Source organism: Psychrobacter sp. 1044 (assembly GCF_904846525.1).
Taxonomy (GTDB): Bacteria; Pseudomonadota; Gammaproteobacteria; order Pseudomonadales; family Moraxellaceae; genus Psychrobacter.
Genome location: NZ_CAJHAZ010000018.1, coordinates 1 through 21,203 on the forward strand (window position 1 = coordinate 1; position 21,203 = coordinate 21,203).

A 21,203-nucleotide genomic window follows, 5' to 3' on the forward strand; every position below is an offset into this window, starting at 1 on the left:
AGTGAGTAAGTCATGATAATTGAGTATATCTGTTGAGATGTTTTATCTTATAACATTTTTATACTTAATGCACTATAGTTGCGCTCATTGTCTATAAGTTCTTTAAGAGAAAACCTCGTCTAATACTCTTGCGAACCTTTGCCATTACAGTTTATATCGCCATTGTTAGCTTAGCGATATTTAATGCTTATTCACCCGTCGTACATCGTTTAACTGTTACGAGTGATAAACCGCTGGCTAAACCAATGGATATTGCGCTTGTCTCTGATACGCATTTGGGTAGATGGTTTGGCAATCGACAGATAAAAAAAATGGTAAACCTTATCGATGCGCAACATCCCGATGTCGTGGTGATCGCTGGTGATATTATGAATGACAATACCATTGCTTACGATAATACGAATATGCGTGAACAATTATCAAAGTTAAAAGCACCGCTTGGCGTCTATGCGACTTTAGGCAATCACGATTATTTCGGTTATGACCAACAGATCACACAGGCGGTGGAAGAGGCTGGCATCAAAGCGCTTGATAATGAGAGTGTGCTATTAGATGATTCAGTATGGCTGGTGGGGCGTTCAGATGATATTGATCGTACCAGACTGTCAGCTGAGGAATTATTGACGCAAGTAGAGACAGATAAACCAGTGATATTTTTGGAACATCGTCCTAGCGCGATGGATGAGGTCAGCGCCCTGCCAGTCGATTTGCATCTGTCTGGGCATACCCATGGCGGGCAGATATTTCCACTAACGCTATTGATGGATTGGTTGACACCACTAAACTATGGCAGCAAAAAAATAGCCGATACGCAGTTTTTGGTGACCTCTGGTTATGGTATCGGTCCAGTACCGTTTAGACTGGGAACGCGTTCTGAGATTTGGATAATTACGTTGCAGTCTGGTGTATGAGCTATTTAAATAAACAGTGTTACCCCTATGATAAAGCCTCTACCATATCTAAATGGTAGAGGCTTTTATTTGCTGTTAGGCTGGCTAATAGCGACTTTGCTCGTATTGTCAGCTAAAAACATACTGCATCGACGACATCATAATCAAGGATTTTTCATGCGCTACGCATTTTTCATCACCATTTTTGTGCTATTACAGCTCTTTAGTGTCGGTGCAGCTCTAAGCGTGCAATGGTGGTTACAGCCTTGGCAGACAGCAGGTTTGCAAACTTCGGTATGGGTTATTGTATTCGTTATTACCAACGGTTTGCTTCTACTCAGTGTCAATAGAGCATTTAAAAATAGCTATCGCTGGATCAGTGGTTGGATGTTAGTCATGCATTTCATGCTATTGACGGCTTTAGTTACCAGCCTATTTTATGGTGGATATTGGTTGGTCACATCGCTAACTGGTGATGCGCTCGCTACAACGGCTACCGTCGATTTTGGGTTGCGCATATTGGCATTGGCAATATTTATCGGGTTGTTTTTCTATGCCCTATATAGTGCTTATGCGCCTCTGGTACGTGAGTTATCTATTGATATTGATAAACCTTTGGCTAAGCCATTACGTATTGCGGTCGCTAGCGATTTGCATATCGGGAGACTGTTTGGCAGCGGTGCAATAGATAGGCTGCATCATCTTATTGTGCAGCATAAAGCAGACATACTGCTGATGCCAGGCGATATCATGGATGACAATATACAGGCATTTACTGATTATAATATGGCAAAAAACTTGGCGGAGTTATGCAAAAGCCTGCCATATGGGATCTATGCGACTTTAGGCAATCATGATTTATACGGGCATGAGCAGCCGATTGTCCAAGCGTTGCGTGCTGCTGGGGTGCAGTTGTTAAATGATGAAGTAATCGGTATCGAGCATGAAGGTCAACCAATCTGGCTGGTTGGGCGTTTTGATAACCATAAAAGACAGCGGGTAGCCACAACCGATCTACTGGCTCAAGTTGATACTACACAGCCAGTGATACTGCTAGATCATAGACCAAGTGATATTGCTGAGCACAGCCAAATGCCGATTGATTTACAGCTCTCAGGGCATACTCATAACGGTCAGATATTCCCCGCCAACTTCATTGTCAGTGCCATCAACCGCTTGGGTTATGGCTATGAAGCCATTGGCAAAGGACACTTTGTGGTGTCATCTGGTTACGGCTTTTGGGGTATCCCATTTCGCTTGGGTTCGCGCTCAGAGATTTGGCTGATCACTTTGAATGGTCATGTTGAAGATAACGTTTAAGCAAGTAATATTTAAGAAAACAATGCTTAAAAAAGTAACGTTTAAATAGTGGCAGCACCATTCTATTTTATAAATGAACCAGCACCTTCTTATACAACTGTGTTGATAACTATGCCGCTAATTGTGACTGGGTATTGATAACGTCACGCACAAAGCTCGCAAACCCTTTAATAATATCGCCTGTTTTTTGTCCGATACCTTGATGAATACTCATAAAATGAATAAAACCATGCGGCGCACCAAGAATGGTATGAGTCTCGACTGCTACACCATGCACCTTTAATTGCTTTGCATAAGCAAATGCTTCATCACGTAATACGTCTAATTCTGCGGCGACAATGTAAGTCGGGCATACTTTACTATTATCACCAAGCATCGGACAGTTAAGGATATGCTGGCGTGGCAAGGGGCTGTTATCTAAACAAGCAGCATCAAATACAGCCACATCGGCATGATCCAATAATAATCCCTCACCATATAACTCCCAACTTGGATAATCCGTTTCGATATCCGTCACAGGATACAAAGGCATTTGTGCAAGCGGCTTTGGTAAGCGCTCTAATAAATCGAACATTTTTTGACCTGCAATGCCCAGATCTGACCATGCGATTTGCGAGGGCGCAGTGAGTTGTTGGGCAATCAAAGTGGACAATCCGCCGCCAGCACTATCGCCTGCTAGTACGATTCGCGAGGGTAAAGCGCCTAAGGTATGGCAATGCTCCGCCAGCCAAGCGTAGGCAGTGATACAGTCTTTTAATGCGGCTGGTGCGGGATGCTCAGGTGCTAAGCGATAATCAACACTGACTATCGGCCAGCCCGTTTGCTCACAAACCGCGTGACAAAACTCATGATGGGTGTTGACATCACCAATACAAAATCCACCCCCATGAAAATATAACAACACTGTTTCATCAGAATTATGAGTATCCGCTTTTTTGAACCCTAAGCCATGAGAGCTCGCGTCTGATTGATAACAGCGAATGGTCATATCGCCATCATCAGCGTTGGCAATCACTTTGTCTTCCCAATGCACAAGCTTCTGATTTTTTTTCGTAAATCGTTTCATGTTGCCGATGATATTGTCACTTGCTTGCTGCCATACCTGCGGCGCTTGCATCGCCACGGCGTCAGCGGCAAACCTTTCGCGCAGCTCATGCATTGGTGTCAGCTCAAGAGGCGTTTTAAGCTTACTATTCACCGCGAGAATCAAACGCAGGTGAGCATCGGCGTGCAGATATTGTTTTGAGGTCGGTCCTTTCAAATACCCAACCAAGCTCTCTAATAGTGGCGTTGGCAGATAGCCGACTCCTTTCATGGCATAGTGCAAGGTATGCGTCTGGCAAGTCGTCAACGGGTTATAGCTAAGCACTTTTTGTTTGACGGTCAAACGATTCTCTTGAGTGCCATTTTCTTCTCTTATACCCTTATCTATACGATCTGTTGATGCGAGCTTTATCGTCATCAGCGCTTTATTTAATAGCGCATTGATTGATAACACGGTTGATTTAGACATAACACTTCTCGTTAATGATTGTCAGTATGCGTTGTCATATATGTGAGCGTTCACTTTGACATGAGCCATACTATTTGTAGCAATAATAGAGTAATCAAAAATAAAGTTGAGTATTGTTTGGTAATGGCTTATGTATCAATGGTAAGTTTTTTGGAATAAGTACTGCTTTCTTGTAGCTTGTGTTAACGAACATGGATAACCATTTACCACCTATGACATTATGTTTTGAGCACTTGAATCCAGATTTAGGCAATATTTGTTGTAAATTAGAAAAATTCCCTTGGCTTAGGCTTGAAATTTAGCTCCATCACCTTTATCAAACAGCTAGTAGAAGGTACTCATAACAACAATGTGTAAGACGGGTTAATTATTTAATGAGAGCACAGTATCCCTAGCAAATAGTGAGCTTGTTGCGTCTTATATAAATCTTCATTATTAAAATTCTAAGGAGCTATCATGAGCGAGCAAAATACCAACCACGAATCGCCTGAGCAAAATGTGGCACATGACAATATTGAACACAGTGACAGTATTTTAGAAGAAACCATGAAAGAGTTTGATCCAAAGCATAACTCAGGTGAAGAGATGACCATCGAAAATGAAATCGATCTCGACACCTTTAAAGCGCGCATCGCTGAACTAGAAGGTGAAGTGAAGCAAGCTAAAGAAGTCACCGCCCGTGCCAATGCCGAAGCTTACAATGCACAAAAACGCATGGAGCAAGAGGCGGATAAGAGTAAGCGTTTTGCCTTGCAGAAATTTGCCAAAGAGCTACTAGAAGTGGTCGATAATTTAGAACGCGCCATCGAAAGCGCCCATGCCGATGACCCTGTTACAGAAGGGGTGAGACTGACGCACAAAGCGTTATTGGACGTATTAAATAAGAACGGCGTCGAAATGGTTGACCCACAAGGCGAGAAATTTAATGCTGATTTGCACGAAGCTGTCGGTATCGATGAAGAAGCAGAGGCTGATACTGTCGGTACTGTATTACAAAAAGGTTATAGCTTGAACGGTCGTTTATTACGCCCAGCCATGGTACGTGTTGGGCAGTAGTACTAAAAATTGGATTTTTAGTGTGCTAAACCCTACTATTATTAAGGGTTTTCACAAAAAGTCACACGAAAGACAAATTTTGCATCATGATTGACTTGAAAAAATCCATAAGTAAACCGATATATATAGCAACAAGAGATCAACCACGGTCTGAATAGATAAATACTTAAAACAAATTAGGAGCAAATAATTATGGGTAAAGTAATTGGTATTGATTTAGGTACGACTAACTCGTGTGTCGCAGTGATGGAAGGTGACAAAGTTAAAGTCATCGAAAATGCTGAAGGTACTCGTACAACGCCATCTATCGTTGCTTATAAAAACGATGAAATTTTGGTGGGTCAGTCAGCCAAACGTCAAGCGGTCACCAATCCAAACAACACGTTGTTTGCGATTAAGCGTTTGATTGGTCGTCGTTTTGATGACAAAGTCGTGCAAAAAGACATCGGCATGGTACCTTACAAAATCGCTAAAGCAGATAACGGTGATGCATGGGTAGAAATTAACGGTAAAAAATTAGCACCACCACAGGTTTCTGCTGAAATCTTGAAAAAAATGAAAAAAACAGCAGAAGACTATCTTGGTGAAACTGTTACTGAAGCGGTTGTAACCGTACCAGCTTATTTTAATGACTCACAACGTCAAGCAACAAAAGACGCGGGTAAAATTGCGGGTCTTGATGTAAAACGTATCATCAACGAACCAACAGCTGCGGCTCTTGCGTACGGTATGGATAAGAAGCAAGGCGATAGCACTGTTGCTGTTTATGACTTGGGTGGTGGTACTTTTGACGTATCAATCATCGAAATCGCTGACGTTGATGGCGAGCAGCAGTTTGAAGTTTTAGCAACCAATGGTGATACATTCCTTGGTGGTGAAGACTTTGACTCAGCATTGATTGATTATTTGGTTGATGAATTCAAAAAAGACCAAGATGTCAATTTGAAAGGTGACTCATTGGCGATGCAGCGTCTAAAAGAAGCGGCAGAAAAAGCGAAAATTGAGTTATCAAGTGCCCAAAGTACTGAAGTGAACTTGCCTTATATTACTGCAGACAGCAATGGTCCTAAGCATTTGGTGGTCACTATCAGTCGCTCAAAACTTGAGAGCTTAACTGAAGAGTTGGTACAACGTACCATGGGTCCTTGTAAGATTGCCCTTGAAGATGCTGGCATAAAAATTGGTGACATCGATGATGTTATCTTAGTTGGTGGTCAGACTCGTATGCCACTGGTACAGCAAAAAGTACAAGAGTTCTTCGGTCAGGAGCCACGTAAAGATGTGAACCCTGATGAAGCAGTAGCGGCAGGGGCTGCGATTCAAGGCGCGGTATTGTCTGGTGAAAAAACAGACGTATTGCTACTTGATGTGACGCCACTAACGCTTGGTATCGAAACGATGGGTGGTGTCATGACACCAGTTATTGAGAAAAACACTATGATTCCTACTAAGAAATCACAGGTATTCTCAACGGCTGAAGACAACCAACCAGCTGTGACCATCCAGGTTTATCAAGGTGAGCGTAAAATCGCTAACCAAAATAAACAGCTTGGTCGTTTTGATTTGACGGATATTCCACCAGCACCACGTGGTCTACCGCAAATTGAAGTTACTTTTGACATCAATGCTGACGGTATCATGAATATCTCAGCAACTGACAAAGGTACGGGTAAAGCGCAAAGCATCCAGATCAAAGCAGATTCTGGCTTGACGGATGAAGAAATCGAGCAAATGGTTCGTGATGCAGAAGCCAATGCTGCAGAAGACGAAAAATTCGCTAACTTAGCGCAAGTTCGTAACGAAGCAGATGGTCGTATTCATGCGGTACAAAAAGCGTTGAAAGACGCTGAAGATAAGGTAACTGCTGAAGAGAAATCAACAGTAGAAGCTGCTATCTCTGAGCTTGAAGCGGTAATGAAAGAAGATGATCATGATGACATCAAAGCCAAGCTTGAAGCATTAGACAATGCTTTCTTGCCAGTTAGTCAGAAGATTTATGCTGACGCAGGCGCAGGTAGCGAGGGCATGGATCCAAGCCAGTTCCAACAAGGCGCGGACAATGCAGCAGATAGTAACCAAGCTGATGATGACGTCGTTGATGCTGAGTTTACTGAAGTAGACGAAGACAAAAAATAATTGTGATTTAGTAACTAAACGCAGTTAAAACAAAAAACGCATCCTTCGGGGTGCGTTTTTTTATGGCTGTTATTTATAAGAAATATCCTACCAGTCTATATCTTGTCTTCATGATTTAAAGGCACTCACTATCAGTACTTCATAAGTCAAATGAACGATAGGCTGACCGTCGTCATCTTGCGCCGAAAAATGTTGCCAATAATCAGACTCAAACTGTTGCAAGCGTGCTTTGGTCCACATAAAGGGCTGGGTACTGTTGGCTTTTACTTGCGTATGATTGGTCGATACGCCCGTCAACTTCATATGTTTTAAGATAGCGTAAGGACTGGCAAACGGTAACTCGAAACGCTGAGTGGACAGTTCAATTTTCTCAAAACCCGCACTAATCAGTGCCAATCGCCACTCAATGATATCGGGATAGTGAAGACCCTGATCCGTTAAAGTCTTTATTTGCAAAAAGTTATTTGGCGTAAAAGTGTTAAACAGTAGTTGACCTCCAGCTCGCAAGCGGCGTGCTGATTGCGCAACAAAGTTTAAGGGGTCATCAAACCACTGCACTGCATTGGCACTGATTATCAAGCTATGCTCATCCTCAAAGCCCATCGTTTCAGCATCGCCAATTGCTATGTCAGCATTGGGCAATATGGATTGTAAAGTAGCCGCTTGTTCAGCGCATAATTCATTGATCAGCCAATATTGACTTTGAATGTGTGCTGCGAGTAGACGGGTCATTTGACCAGTTCCTGCACCGACTTCAAGCACACTATCGTGTTCAGTGTGAGTGAGTTTGTCTATTAAATATTGACAGACTTGCTGCTGAACATTGGCATGCTGATCATAGTCGCTGGCATTGGCAAAATGGCGAGCGATGGTTTGTTTTCTGGTGCTAAAGTTATCAGGCGTGGCGAGTGTTTTCATACGGTTTATTATATCCAAGTGAGCCAATTATCAATCGATAGCAGGACTGACGTCGCTGATGTATAACAACAGATTTATAATTGTTGTATCAATTGTTCGCAGTCTTCATCTGTCAGCTGGGCATTCATCACCAAACGGATACGAGCGGTGTTTGCAGGCACAGTGGGTGGCCTGATAGGCAGGGCGTAAAAACCTGCTGCTTGCAATTGTTGTGCTTTGGCAAGCGTGCTGGCATTGTCACCCAAGATGTAAGGCACAATCGGTGATTCATAGTGTGGATGCTGGGTGTTCTGGGACACACGGTATCTTGGGTCGATGGCTTGACTAAGCTTGGTAGACAACCGCGCTAAATGCGCCCGTTGATTATTTAGCATTGGCATTTTTGCTAAAATAAATCGCGTCCATGCGTGATTGATAGGGGGTAGTGCAGTACTAAAAATTAGTGGACGCATGCGGTTAATTAGCCATTGCTTGACGACATCATCGCACATGATATAAGCACCCACCGAGGCAAACGCTTTGCCAAAAGTACCGACCAAATAGTCAATATCAGCCAATGTCTGCGTTTCTTCCGCTAGCCCCAATCCTGTATGACCTAATACACCGATGGCATGAGCCTCATCGACATACAGTTCGATACGAGCATCGCTAGCTTTTAATTGTACCAGTTGACATAAATCCGCACGATCACCATCCATACTAAAGATGCTCTCAGTGACAATAATGATGCGCTCAATGTCTGGCGCTGCTTGCTCAATAAACATAGCCAAATGTTCATAATCATTGTGACGATAACGACGATAGCTGACAAGTTTGCTTTGGCTCAACCGCAACCCATCGATAATGCTGGCATGTACCAGTTTGTCAGCCAGAATAAGTGTTTTGACTGGCAAGGTTGTCAGGGCTGGCAATATACCAAGATTGGCATGATAGCCGCTATTCAATACCAACACCGATTTTGAGGCAGAGATATCACGTTTGCCGATAGCGGTTTGATACCATTCCTGCAACTCAGACTCTAGCGCTTGTAGCTGTGCATCATTTCCAGTGAGCAAACGTGAGGACGTCGCACTCATTTTAGGCATTTGTGCGACTGATAGCAGTGTTAGTTGACTGAGAAATTCGTTTTGTAATTCGGTGTCGCCGCCTAAGCCCAAATAATCGTTACTGGCGATATTGAGTAAGGTTTTACCCTCGCTAATAACGTATCGCCCATGATGTTGGAGATTGGGTAATTGACGATATTGTTGGGTGGCTTTGAGTGCTGTAAGCGCTTCTTGTAGGCGGCTAGTTATACGTCCAGTCATTATTTTTACCTTAAAATATTCGGTATCTCTTATTTTTTTATGCTTATTTCTGTTAGAAAGGCGATGAAATGAGTAGGGATTATTGCATAAACTCAGTGGTTGTAACAAAAGATTTCATATCTTTGCCTTTGTAACCCAAGCACTGATAAATACTTGCAAATCTTAACTCTCATACCATCAAACACTGACAGACGACTTGAAATAGTTTGTTACTATATACCCATCGTTAGCAAACAAGGCGATAGGGCTATAAAAGCCAATATAAATAGATAACTTGTTTGTCCAAATTGATTTTAAGGAGCTAATAATGAAAACTCTACAAAAAACGCTACTTGCACTAGCAGCTGGTTCTTTGTTAACTGTTGGCGCACAGGCCGCTACTTCTTATAGCAACGGTTACACTGGTCAGCCGTATGTCGGCGTCAAAGTCGGTCAGTTTGATCTAGATATCGAAAATGCAGATGATCCAACTGCTTATGGTGTCTACGGTGGTTATAACTTCGATCAAAACTTTGGTGTCGAAGCAGAGTATGTAGGTTCAGATGATGCTGATTACAAAAATGGTGATCTTGATGCCAAAACTTATGGCGCATATGGTACGGCACGCTACCAGTTCCCAAATACTGGCTTATACGCTAAAGGTAAGCTAGGGGTTGCTAAAACTGAAGTAGAAGGTGATTACACCGTTGGTCCAGCTAAAGTTTCGAAATCTAGCAGCGACACAGGTCTTGCTGGTGGTGTAGGTCTTGGTTACTCAGTGAATCCTAACTTTGGTGTCGAAGCTGAATACTCAATGATGGACAGTGATGTCGATGCCAAGCTACTTACTGTTGGTGCTCAGTTGAAGTTCTAAAGCCAAAACGATTTATCAGCTAAATGAGTGAGAGAAGATGGCAACAATAATCTTTTCTCATCCAGATACTTTACAGACAAATAATTAAAAATATAACCCTAGGGGAATACTATGAAAACTTTACAAAAAACGTTACTTGCATTAGCAGCTGGTTCTTTATTAAGCATGGGTGCACAAGCTGCCGTATCTTATGGCAACGGTTACACTGGTCAGCCATACGTTGGTGTAAAAGTCGGTCAATTTGACTTAGATGTAAACGGCGCTGACAAGCCAACCGCTTATGGTGTCTATGGTGGTTACAACTTTGATCCTAACTTTGGTATCGAAGCAGAATATGTAGGTTCAGGCGATGCCGATTATTATAACGGTGATATCGATGCCAAGAGCTATGGCGCGTATGGTACTTATCGTTATCAGTTCCCAAATACTGCGCTATATGCCAAAGGTAAGCTAGGTGTTGCTAAGACTGAAATCGAAGGTAACTATATCGTTGAAGACTCTAATAGAAAAACTATTTCTAACGATGATACCAGCCTTGCAGGTGGTGTAGGCCTTGGTTATTCGGTTAACCCAAACTTCAGTGTTGAAGCTGAATATGACATGTTAGGTAGCGACGCAGATCTTATGACTGTTGGTGCTCAGCTAAAATTCTAAGTTTTTGATTAGCAGTATGATAACTAAAAAACGCACCCTTCGAGGTGCGTTTTTCTGTACGATAAAAAGCACTGTAAGCGTCACTAAAAAAGAGTGCATTCGAAATAATATTCTGTTAATATCTTGAATTCGACAATAGTTCAGCTAACTTATATGCTCTGTTATTTTCATTAAGATGGTATTTTTAGTTTTATTTAACAGGAAGATATATGAATACTTTACAAAAAGCTTTGATCGTCCTATCAGTTGGCTCTTTATTGAGTGTCAGCGCGCAAGCGGCAGTTAACTATGCAGGTCAGCCGTATGTTGGCGTAAAAGCTGGTAAGTTCATGGTAGATGCTGATGATCTAGATGATCCTACTGCTTATGGTATTTATGCTGGTTATAACTTTGATCCTAACTTTGGTGCTGAAGTTGAATATGTAGGCTCTAGTGACACTGATGTTGATACAGGTACCAGACTTCTTAAAGGTGAATATGACCTTAAAACTTATGGTGCTTACGGTACTTACCGTTATCAATTCCCTAATACTGGTTTATATGCCAAAGGCAAGTTAGGTTTTGCTAAAGCTGAGATTGATGCGTCTTTAAGTGACGTACTTGGAAACACTGTTAGTGAAAGCGATAGCGATAGTGGTATTGCTGGTGGTATTGGTTTGGGTTATAACTTTAACCCTAGCATGAGCGTTGAAGCTGAATATGATTATGTCGCTGAAGATATTACTCTATTGACTTTAGGTGCTCACATTAAGTTTTAATAAGTTGATTAAAGAAAAAAGAAACGATCGCTTTGGCGGTCGTTTTTTTATGCTCTAAGTTTTAGTATGTTTTTCTCATATTTTCCGAAGTATACACATCATATATTGATGATTTTTAAGAAATTATTAACACCAAAAATGTGCTACATTAAAAGTTAGAATGATAAAGATAGGGAATGTAGTGATGATGGAGATGCTGTGGATGATTGAACCTTGGCATTGGTTAGTCTTAGGTTTTATATTGCTGATCATTGAGATGTTTGTGCCGACATTCGCCAGCCTTTGGTTTGGTGCTGCTGCCATCATCGTTGCCGCGCTTTCGTGGCTAATGCCTATTTCTGTCTCTGTGCAAATTATTATTTGGTTGGTGCTTTCTGCCATATTCTTGCTGGCATGGTTCAAGTTTATTAAACCCTTATCAGTAGATCGCACCAAAGCAGGCTTGGGTGGTAGTGTTATCGTTGGTGAAACTGGCATGATTATCGTCCAGCCGCAGCCAGATAGAGCGGGCACCGTCAGATTCAGTGTTCCTATTGTTGGGGCAGCCGAGTGGATGTGCCGCACTACGGGTGAGCCAGTGGCGGTCGGCGATCGAGTGGTGGTGACCGATATTGTCGGTAATGAGCTGATTGTGAGCAGTATGAAATCGCAGGCAGCGATTAATAAAGATATGCAATTATAATAATAGGGAAGAATTATGGAAAGCTTCAGCATTGTCATGGTGGTTTTGGTTGCACTGGTTGTCTTTACGGTTTTCAAAGGCGTTCGAATCGTGCCGCAAGGCTATAAGTGGGTGGTGCAGCGATTGGGCAAATATAGCCAAACACTAGAGCCGGGTCTCAACCTTATTATTCCTTTCGTTGATGATGTCGCTTATAAAGTGACGACCAAAGACATTGTTCTTGATATTCCCTCACAAGAGGTCATTACGCGAGACAACGTTGTTATCATTGCCAATGCCGTGGCTTATATAAATATCGTGCGCCCAGATAAGGCCGTTTATGGCATTGAAGATTATGAATATGGTATTCGTAATTTGGTGCAGACGTCACTACGTTCAATTATCGGTGAGATGGATCTTGATAGTGCATTGTCTAGCCGTGATGAAATCAAAATGAAACTAAAGCATGCGATATCAGAAGATATTGCGGACTGGGGTATCACCCTAAAGACAGTAGAAATTCAAGATATTAATCCATCGCAAACGATGCAAGCATCAATGGAAGAGCAGGCGGCGGCAGAGCGTCTACGCCGTGCGACAGTGACTCGTGCTGATGGTCAAAAGCAAGCGGCTATCTTGGAAGCAGATGGACGTCTAGAGGCGTCACGTCGTGATGCCGAAGCACAAGTGGTATTGGCGAGAGGTTCTGAAGAGTCTATTCGCTTGATTACTAATGCAATGGGCGAGGAAGAGATGCCTATTGTCTACTTACTTGGTGAGCAATATATTAAGGCGATTCGTGAGCTGGCAGAGTCTGACAATGCAAAAATGGTGGTATTACCTGCTGATATTTTAAGTACTATCAAAGGTATGGTGGGTGACAAGCTTAAGGTTTAATAAGTAATGTGTAGCCATGTGTTATAGCATTAACTCTTAAAATGGTCAGTGAGCTTATTGGGCGCTGGCTATTTTTTCGACTGTCAATTGTGCTGAACGCTACATCTAATAAATAACTCATATGGTTCGTTTAACAAGAATAAAATATATATCAGGGATAAAAAATGACGATACAAAATATTAATACAGAAATCATTCAAACAAAAGACTTTATCCAAGGCACGGCACTACCTTATACCGTGCTCGATGATACGCATATCAATGCTGGGTATCCTGAGAGGAAGCTTGAGATTAGAGGGGGTGGTTTTGGCTCAGATGCAGCGGCTCATCCAACCAATGCCAAGCAATTTTATGTGCTCACCGATCGCGGTCCCAATGCGGATTTCGAAGGTAGTGCAGGCACGGGTAAACAGTTTTTAGTACCTGACTATACACCGCGCATCGGACTGTTTGAGCTACAAGCAACTGGGCAAATTATTAAGATCAAAGAGATACTGCTAAAGGACGCAAATGGCAATCCTATCTCTGGGCTACCGAATCCACAAGCACTCGGCGGAACTAATGAAGTCCCTTACGATGTCGACGGCCAGCCGATGACCATGAATCCCAATCTACCTTTTGATGCAGTGACCAATCCTATCAAAAACGATATCAATGGTTTAGATCCTGAAGGTCTTGCTGCGCTCACGGATGGTAGTTTTTGGATCAGTGATGAGTATGGTCCTCATTTGGTTCATTATAATGCGCAGGGGGTGGAGATTGAGCGTATCAATGCCTTTGCGAGCGATGAGCGCAATAATGTAATGGCTAATGGTCAGCCGATTTTACTACCAGCAGAATTTACCAAACGTCGTGCAAATCGTGGTATGGAGGCATTAACGATTATTCCAGATCAGAGCACACTGGTGGGTATTATGGAGTCTTCTATGGACAACCCTGATCAGTCAGGTCGTGTCTCTAGTTTGACGCGCATCGTCACTATCAATCTATACTCTGGTCAAATAGCACAGTATTTGTATCGTCTCGATCATGCTCACCATGTGACTTCGGGTATCGTTGCGATTAACAATCACGAGTTTTATTTGATTGAACATGATCGCAAGTTTCCGCTGCAAGACAAGTCTGCGCAAAAGCTCATTTATAAAATTGACCTCTCGCAGGCGACTGATATTGAGAATATTTTAAATACAGATAATATCAAGCAAGATCATGTATTGGGTTTAACGATCAATGGACAAACGCTTGAGCAGCTTATTGCAGCCGATGAAAAAAATTGGCAATTGCTGAAGGAATTAGCAATCAAACCAGTCAAGAAAACCTTGGTGGTCGACGTTCTCGCGACTGTAGAGTATCCGCATGATAAGTTAGAAGGTTTGTGGTTGCGTCAAGATGGCTCATTGGGTCTACTAAACGACGATGACTTTGCGATGACGGATTCAATGATTGCCAACGCTAAAAGCACAATTGAGCAAAAATATTTGGACAGTGAAAAAACGATAGAAGATGCAAATAGGCTATATATGGTGATGCCTTCTGAATGTGGTGATGGCTACTGAGTAGGCTAGGGCATGTCCTCAATTCAATTGATCATACCTAAACGGGCTAAAAATGGCTAAATTTTGCCAAACATCGTTAAATAGCTGGTTAATATCCCGATATTATCTGCGCTATTTTCCTCGTTTGACTGCAATTTATCTCATTTTTATCACCATTTTTGAAACGAGGACACGCCCTAGAGGTATTTTTCGTCAATCATCAGCTTTATTAAACACCATAAAAAAGACCTCAAGTGAGGTCTTTTTTATGACTGCTTTTAATTTGTGGAATCACTCAATCAAATAACTTTTGAGAAACGATTCTTATGTTTTTTCTCAAGGTATTCATCAAATACCATGGCGACGTTACGACCTAATAAGCGACCTTTTGGTAGTACGCGAATACCAGCCGCGTCCATATCGATGAGCTTGTCTTCTTGCATGGCGCCAAGCTGTTGAATCTCATTGATAAAGTAAGTGATGGCATCGATACCAAATTTTTGATTGACGTCTTTAAAATCGATATAGTCGTGACAGAGTAGATTCATAATCACATATTCACGCAAGCGATCTTTGATAGATGTTTTGATGACTTTTACCGCAGGCATGGCAGCCGAGTTACTTTGTGCAGCATCGATGCTCGCTTGATAAACTGACAAATCTGTATCATTTTGCAAAATATAGCGGGTATTGGCATTGGCAATTTGACTGATAGAGGAGACGCCGAAGCCCAATAAATCACAATCGCCCATGATGGTATAACCTTGAAAGTTACGATGCAGTTTGCCCTCACGCTGCGCCACGGCTAATTCATCATCAGGCTTGGCGAAGTGATCAATACCGATATATTGATAGCCAGCTTCGGTCAGCGTATTGATGGTATTGCCAAGCATCGTCAGCTTGGCTGCTGGGTCTGGCAAATCGGCTTCTTTAATCTGGCGCTGGGCCTTAAAACGTTCTGGCAAGTGCGCGTAATTGAATACAGACAAGCGATCCGGCGACATCTCGATGATACGGCGCACCGTCTTATTCAAGGTTGCGGGTGTTTGATGCGGCAAGCCATAAATTAGGTCGATATTGATAGAGTGAAAACCTAGATCCCGCGCCTCATTTAACACATTTTCAATGAGCTCTGCTGAATGTACACGGTTGACGGCGATTTGTACCGTTTCATCGAGGTCTTGTACACCTAAACTGACACGGTTAAAGCCAAGGTTGCGCAATACTTTCAATGTCTCGCCACTCAGCTCACGTGGGTCAATTTCAATAGAGTAATCGCCTTTGTCTTCAGGTAAGAATTCAAACTGAGTTTGTAAAAACTGCCACAGTTGAACCATTTCTTCATCACGCAAAAATGTTGGCGTACCCCCACCCAAATGCAGCTGTTTAACGAGGGGTTTGCTACTACCTTCTGGGACAGGTAGCAGGCGGCGTTTGTGCTTAATCTCAGCGATTACATACTGCAAATAATCGCCTGAGTCGCTATTTTTCTTGGTGATAATTTTATTGCAAGCGCAGTAATAGCAGAGGTGACGACAAAAAGGAATATGAAAATATAAAGACAGTGGTGCACGAGCTTCACGGTTCTGAAGGATCTTTGCCTCAAGACCAACAGAGATGGGTGAGAACTCTAAAGCGGTCGGATAAGAGGTATAACGTGGTCCTGAACGATTGTATTTATTAATAATCGCTTCATCAAAGGCAGGTAGCTGCTTACTCATCATACTGCCACGCGTACTGGCATAAGGACTTTCTGATTGCATAACAGGGCGTGTCGTGGTCGGTTGCTCTCCTGCACGATTGTAAGGTTGCTGAGTATTTGATTCTGAATGTTCTGTCATGCGGTACTCCTCGTTTTGACCTTGAGTATTACTGTTCTTACATCTCTAACGACCAAATATCTGAAAGCCAGTAGGTGTTTGATAGATGGTTAATAACCATAATAGGTCTGTTATCAATAATAATTTTCACAGCGCTATATGCTGCTAACTTGATAGCTATCAATAAGCACTAGTATAACAAATCCTTGTTTGCAGTGGGGTGGTCGGCGAGTTTTCTTATATACAAACTGTCTATGATAAGTCAATTTGGTTTTGGCAATTATACTCATACCCCTCTTGCGGTTAGCTGGCTAAGTGCTAGCATCATGATGAATCGACGATATTCAAACAGGCTGCTTCCATAGAATAAAAAAGACCTCAGCATATATCTGAGGTCTTTTTATCCCTAATTTAAGTTATCATTAATTTAAGTTACGTCAAACTTATTCTTTTAGCTGGATTTTATTGCCAACGGCTTGCTTGCTAACGTCATTAGCATTGAAGGGTAGGCGAATCCATTCTTTAGCTGAATAGCGACGACTCTGGTCACGATGGAACGGTCGAGTAGTATCAGAAGCTTGCGAGTAACCTAGTAAGGCTTCTGCTACAGGGCCACCGCTATCAAAGGTAACGCTTTGCATATATGTTGGACCAAAATTAATGAGGTAGTTTGCGCCATCATTAGCGCTTGTGCCTCTCGTTTCTGCAACATTGAATACACCTTCACGACCAAAGCCACCATGCATAGCAATACGCTCGTCGTTTTTATTAGCATCAACGATATACTGCAAATCAGATAAAGACGCATCAAGAGCGATGTTTTTATCTTGGAAGAACTTAATGGAATCTCCTAAAGCAGTACGTGTATCCGCACTAATAATTAAACCACGAGGCGTATTGACTGGGTCTTTTGCATCAAATTTAACACTGAATATCGTATCCGTCGTTTCATTAAAGTCCACATTACGCCAAAACTCTCTAAAGACATGAGCGCCTTTGCTATCTAAATTATTACGACGATCCCAATTACTCAAGATATTACAAGCATTGGTTGCATCAATAGTAGAGCCACCTGTCAAAGGCATGCTAGCATTCGCTCGACAATCTGCTAATACGTCGTCGAGTACCAACTCAGCGACATAACTGCGGTTACCATAGACGACCTTTTGCATATTGTTTAAATTGAAGTTAGTACCGCCCAAGTTATCTTTATTACTGAATCGATCTTGTATTTGAACCAGTCCCATACGTGAGCGCATAAGTAAGGGAACACCGGCTGCTGGAGTAGCACCTAAGAAGGGAGCTAAACGACGACGTAGGAGCGGTGAAAATCCAGTCAGTGGTTGCTCTAAATTGCTTAACCAATAGCTATCATTCGAGTTAGCAACATAATCATCGCGGATCAAGAAAGGTAAGTTTGAGCGCCCAAAGATACCTGCTTGCGGTGAGTCTGTATCAACTCCCCATTCACAGGCAGCGGTACTACCGTTCAGTGCTGGCAAGTCAGAGGCAATTAACGCACCAAGGAAGGGGCCAGATGCAGCACTACTACAAGCTTCAAGCTTAGCTTTGGTCACATTTGGTACAGTTGAGATGTCAGCATAGAGTGCCTTACCATTACGGTCGGTAGCAATAGTATTAACAAACCCAAGACCAAGGACGCTTTGCATTCTATCGACTAAGTCCTCAACGCTCGTAGCCTTATTCATACTACGCCATTGATTGAGTGCTCTTGGGTTTTCAGAGGCGGCATCACGGATAGTATAAGCTAGATTATTAGCGCCCCATGCTGGTAATTGACCATTGAGTAAATTGACCGCTAACATCGGTCCATATTGTGAGACATAAATATTGTGAACCTGCGTCTGATTATTTGGTAGCTGAATAGTGACAGGAACGGTTTCGATATCGCGCTGCTCAGTCACACCAGCGCTATTAGTATAATTGTATTTGAGAGGATATCCATCAACTAAGCTAAGCTGATAAAGCGTAAAACGTTTGGCAGTGGATACGGTATGGCTCCAAGCCACGTCTTTATTAAAACCGATGTTAGGGAAAGGCTGACCTTGTTGAGCCGCACCCATCACATCCAGCTCACCTGGCATCGTTAAGTGAAATTGATAGAAGCGTTGGACGCCATCCCATGGCTCATGCGGATTGCCATACATGACCCCGCTACTAGTACCAGTCACCTCCTTACCAAAGGCATAGGCATTACTACCGCCACTCATCGCATTAATCGTATCCATATTGAATGCAGGTGCTGACTCTACGACAGGGTTTGCGACTGGAACACTACGCATTCTTGAGCTACCCTGAATGCCAGAAATAGAGGGCGGTGCCGCTGCTACAATGGGACCGACGAAATTAGATAAGCCACCACGTAGATTGGCTTTACCGTAGACCGTCAATAAATCATCGAGAGTAATCTCGCGTACCCATTCAGCATTGGCACAAGCAGGATCGATATTAGCCACGCCTTTGTCACGTAGATAACGGCTATAGCCTGCTGCATAACCTGTCACAGCATCAATGACTTCAGGGTCTTGAGCTGCTAAAAATTCAGCTTTTCGCTTGTCAGTGTTGTACCACGTATAAAAAGCATCGCTAGCCAAATTACCGTCAGCACCTAGATACAGCATACTCTGACCGCTAGCGACTACAACTTCACGCGCTAGTGAGCAGAAATTATCTTCTGCGAATGCATAACCGACGCCATAACCAAGGCCTTTGTAATCCTTTGCGGTGATGTGTGGTATACCGAACTCAGTGCGCTGAATATCGGCTTCATAATTAGTGGAAGGGGGTATGACATCATCGTCATTGAAACTATTGTCGCTGTCTGAGCAGCCGAATAGTCCTAAAGAGACTGCTACTGTCAGTAGCGTGAGTGTGGGCACACGCCGATTATGCGTCTTTATGCTCATAAGCTTATCCGTCCATGGTAGTAGGTGTTATATAAAGTAGGTGTTATATAAATCTGCAGCAAAAAGCCGCCAGCAAACTTTATATGATCAATAAAATCCTTTTATTGCCAATACTCTTGCTAATCTTTAATGCTTTGTAGCGCGATTAAAATTATCCAATACGTTAATAACGTGGTTAACAGGCGTGAGAATCTTTGGATAATCTTTGGGGCAGCATAGCCGAATAAGACTGAGCGAAAGAGCATCCGTTTATCATATAACAACTGTTGATAACTATGCTAGTAAATAAAATGAGACAAGGAAACACGACATTTGCGCACTGATACATAATACTCTATTATCAATTATTCCCTATATTAGGAAAATGCTGATGTCGTTTGCCCAAGTCTATACTCGTTCAGTCGTCGGACTGCATGCGCCCAAGGTCATTATTGAAGTGCATCTGTCGCAAGGGTTGCCAGCATTGACCATCGTCGGTTTGCCGGAGGCGGCGGTACGTGAGAGTAAAGACCGTGTACGCTCTGCGATTCTGAACTCTGGCTTTCAATTTCCTAATCGTCGTCTTACTATCAATTTAGCCCCCGCTGATTTGCCTAAAGATGGCTCGCGTCTTGATTTACCGATTGCTATCGGAATCTTGGCAGCCAGTGATCAGTTGGATCCAGAAGTATTATCAGGGTTTGAGTTTATCGGTGAGTTAGCGCTCAATGGGAATTTACGGCAAGTGACAGGCAGCTTAGCGGTGGCACGAGCGATCAAAGCTGAGGCGCTGGCATCCAAAGTATTGCAGGTGGCAAATATCACTGAACAGGAGCTGAGCGAACCGCAGCCAAAACCACAAACACCGCAGCTTATCGTACCGATTGATAATGGTGCTGAGGCTAGCCGTGTGGATGGCGTGACGATACTAGCCGCGCAAAGCTTAAAGACAGTTTGTGACCACTTACAGTCGTTAGCCAATCCAAGCGCAGCCTATGAATCTTTGGACGTTGTACAACCCAGTCCAGCACAGCAGCATGTTGGCTATCAAGTGGATTTGGCTGATGTCAAAGGACAGCATCATGCACGGCGCGCGCTAGAGATTGCCGCTGCTGGTGGTCATTCGCTGTTATTTACAGGGCCACCCGGCTCAGGCAAAACGTTAATGGCGTCACGGCTGCCGACCATATTGCCGGATTTGAGTGATGAAGATGCATTAGAGGTTGCCAGCACTTATTCAGTGGCAGACAGCGATTACGATTATGGGACAAGACCGTTTAGGCAGGTTCATCACACTATATCAGCCGTGGCTTTGGTGGGTGGTGGCTCACGACCAAAACCGGGTGAAATTACCCTTGCCAATAAAGGCGTATTGTTCCTTGACGAATTGCCAGAGTTTGATCGGAGTGTGCTCGAGGTATTGCGTCAGCCATTAGAAGCCAAGCAAATCACTATTAGCCGTGCCAACTCGCAGATGACTTTTCCAGCAAATTTCCAATTGGTCGCTGCCATGAATCCATGTCCATGCGGCTATGATGGCGATACCTCAGGGTGTTGTCGCTGCCGACCTGAACAGATTAAACGTTACCAAGACAAACTTTCAGGGCCGCTATTAGATCGCATTGATTTGCATATCACTGTACCTGCGCTGCCAATTGCCGACTTGCAAAATGCTCAAGCTGGCGAAACCTCCGAACAAGTGCGCGTTCGAGTCATTGCCGCACATAAACGTCAGATGCAGCGGCAACAAAAGGTCAATAATGAGCTTAGCCCTAGCGAGATTGATAAATATATCCAACTAGGAGAGGGTGAACAGCAACTATTACAGCTCGCTCAGCAGCGTCTGAATTTATCGGCACGCGGTTATCATCGAGTATTGCGAGTGGCGCGTACCATTGCTGATTTGGCTGACAGTATCGATATTACAAGCGCTCATGTGTCTGAGGCGCTCAGTTATCGGAGCAAATAATGATTTCAAA

Annotated in this window: 16 protein-coding genes; 11 read left to right on the plus strand and 5 right to left on the minus strand. The window is 43.1% G+C overall.

The features are described from left to right. Window positions 1-128: 128 nt before the first annotated feature. Both JMX82_RS11815 and JMX82_RS11820 read left to right on the plus strand, forming a co-directional pair. On the plus strand, window positions 129-911 hold the full coding sequence (locus tag JMX82_RS11815; RefSeq protein ID WP_227676713.1) for a metallophosphoesterase: 783 nt from the start codon (window positions 129-131) through the stop codon (window positions 909-911). Window positions 912-1,067: 156 nt separating this feature from the next. Further along, window positions 1,068-2,210 (plus strand): metallophosphoesterase, encoded by a 1,143-nt coding sequence (locus JMX82_RS11820; protein ID WP_201540678.1) that lies wholly within the window; start codon window positions 1,068-1,070, stop codon window positions 2,208-2,210. Between the two features lie 109 nt (window positions 2,211-2,319). On the opposite strand, the gene JMX82_RS11825 is transcribed toward JMX82_RS11820, so the two are convergent. Continuing rightward, complete coding sequence (locus JMX82_RS11825) at window positions 2,320-3,723, minus strand: alpha/beta hydrolase (RefSeq protein WP_201540679.1); 1,404 nt, start codon at window positions 3,721-3,723, stop codon at window positions 2,320-2,322. Between the two features lie 456 nt (window positions 3,724-4,179). On the opposite strand from JMX82_RS11825, the gene grpE reads away from it, so the two are divergent. Further along, complete coding sequence (grpE, locus tag JMX82_RS11830) at window positions 4,180-4,779, plus strand: nucleotide exchange factor GrpE (RefSeq protein WP_045447584.1); 600 nt, start codon at window positions 4,180-4,182, stop codon at window positions 4,777-4,779. A gap of 192 nt (window positions 4,780-4,971) precedes the next feature. Further along, window positions 4,972-6,915, plus strand: coding sequence for a molecular chaperone DnaK (gene dnaK / locus JMX82_RS11835; protein ID WP_045447587.1), 1,944 nt, complete (start codon window positions 4,972-4,974; stop codon window positions 6,913-6,915). A gap of 108 nt (window positions 6,916-7,023) precedes the next feature. Here dnaK and JMX82_RS11840 read toward each other — a convergent pair whose 3' ends face one another. Further along, complete coding sequence (locus JMX82_RS11840; protein ID WP_201540680.1) at window positions 7,024-7,833, minus strand: methyltransferase domain-containing protein; 810 nt, start codon at window positions 7,831-7,833, stop codon at window positions 7,024-7,026. 74 nt (window positions 7,834-7,907) lie between these two features. Next, entirely contained in the window at window positions 7,908-9,140 is a 1,233-nt protein-coding gene (locus tag JMX82_RS11845) for an 8-amino-7-oxononanoate synthase (RefSeq protein ID WP_201540681.1), read from the minus strand. 307 nt (window positions 9,141-9,447) lie between these two features. Between JMX82_RS11845 and JMX82_RS11850 the strand changes: the two genes are divergently transcribed. The 6 genes from JMX82_RS11850 (at window position 9,448) to JMX82_RS11875 (ending at window position 14,519) form a co-directional block, all read left to right on the plus strand. Further along, window positions 9,448-9,993 carry a porin family protein gene (locus JMX82_RS11850; protein WP_201540682.1) on the plus strand — a complete coding sequence of 182 codons (546 nt, stop codon included), beginning with the start codon at window positions 9,448-9,450 and terminating at the stop codon, window positions 9,991-9,993. Window positions 9,994-10,104: 111 nt separating this feature from the next. After that, window positions 10,105-10,647, plus strand: coding sequence for a porin family protein (locus tag JMX82_RS11855; RefSeq protein ID WP_045447596.1), 543 nt, complete (start codon window positions 10,105-10,107; stop codon window positions 10,645-10,647). Window positions 10,648-10,856: 209 nt separating this feature from the next. Then, entirely contained in the window at window positions 10,857-11,405 is a 549-nt protein-coding gene (locus JMX82_RS11860) for a porin family protein (protein ID WP_201540683.1), read from the plus strand. 184 nt (window positions 11,406-11,589) lie between these two features. Further along, entirely contained in the window at window positions 11,590-12,087 is a 498-nt protein-coding gene (locus JMX82_RS11865; protein ID WP_201540684.1) for an NfeD family protein, read from the plus strand. A gap of 15 nt (window positions 12,088-12,102) precedes the next feature. After that, entirely contained in the window at window positions 12,103-12,963 is an 861-nt protein-coding gene (locus JMX82_RS11870; RefSeq protein ID WP_045447605.1) for an SPFH domain-containing protein, read from the plus strand. Between the two features lie 164 nt (window positions 12,964-13,127). Then, on the plus strand, window positions 13,128-14,519 hold the full coding sequence (locus tag JMX82_RS11875) for an esterase-like activity of phytase family protein (RefSeq protein WP_201540685.1): 1,392 nt from the start codon (window positions 13,128-13,130) through the stop codon (window positions 14,517-14,519). Window positions 14,520-14,797: 278 nt separating this feature from the next. Here JMX82_RS11875 and hemN read toward each other — a convergent pair whose 3' ends face one another. Continuing rightward, window positions 14,798-16,339: an oxygen-independent coproporphyrinogen III oxidase gene (hemN, locus tag JMX82_RS11880; protein WP_201540686.1), complete on the minus strand. Its 1,542-nt coding sequence runs from the start codon at window positions 16,337-16,339 to the stop codon at window positions 14,798-14,800. Between the two features lie 422 nt (window positions 16,340-16,761). Continuing rightward, entirely contained in the window at window positions 16,762-19,245 is a 2,484-nt protein-coding gene (locus tag JMX82_RS11885) for a penicillin acylase family protein (protein ID WP_201540687.1), read from the minus strand. Between the two features lie 370 nt (window positions 19,246-19,615). Between JMX82_RS11885 and JMX82_RS11890 the strand changes: the two genes are divergently transcribed. After that, on the plus strand, window positions 19,616-21,193 hold the full coding sequence (locus JMX82_RS11890) for a YifB family Mg chelatase-like AAA ATPase (protein WP_201540688.1): 1,578 nt from the start codon (window positions 19,616-19,618) through the stop codon (window positions 21,191-21,193). The last annotated feature ends 10 nt before the right edge of the window (window positions 21,194-21,203 follow it).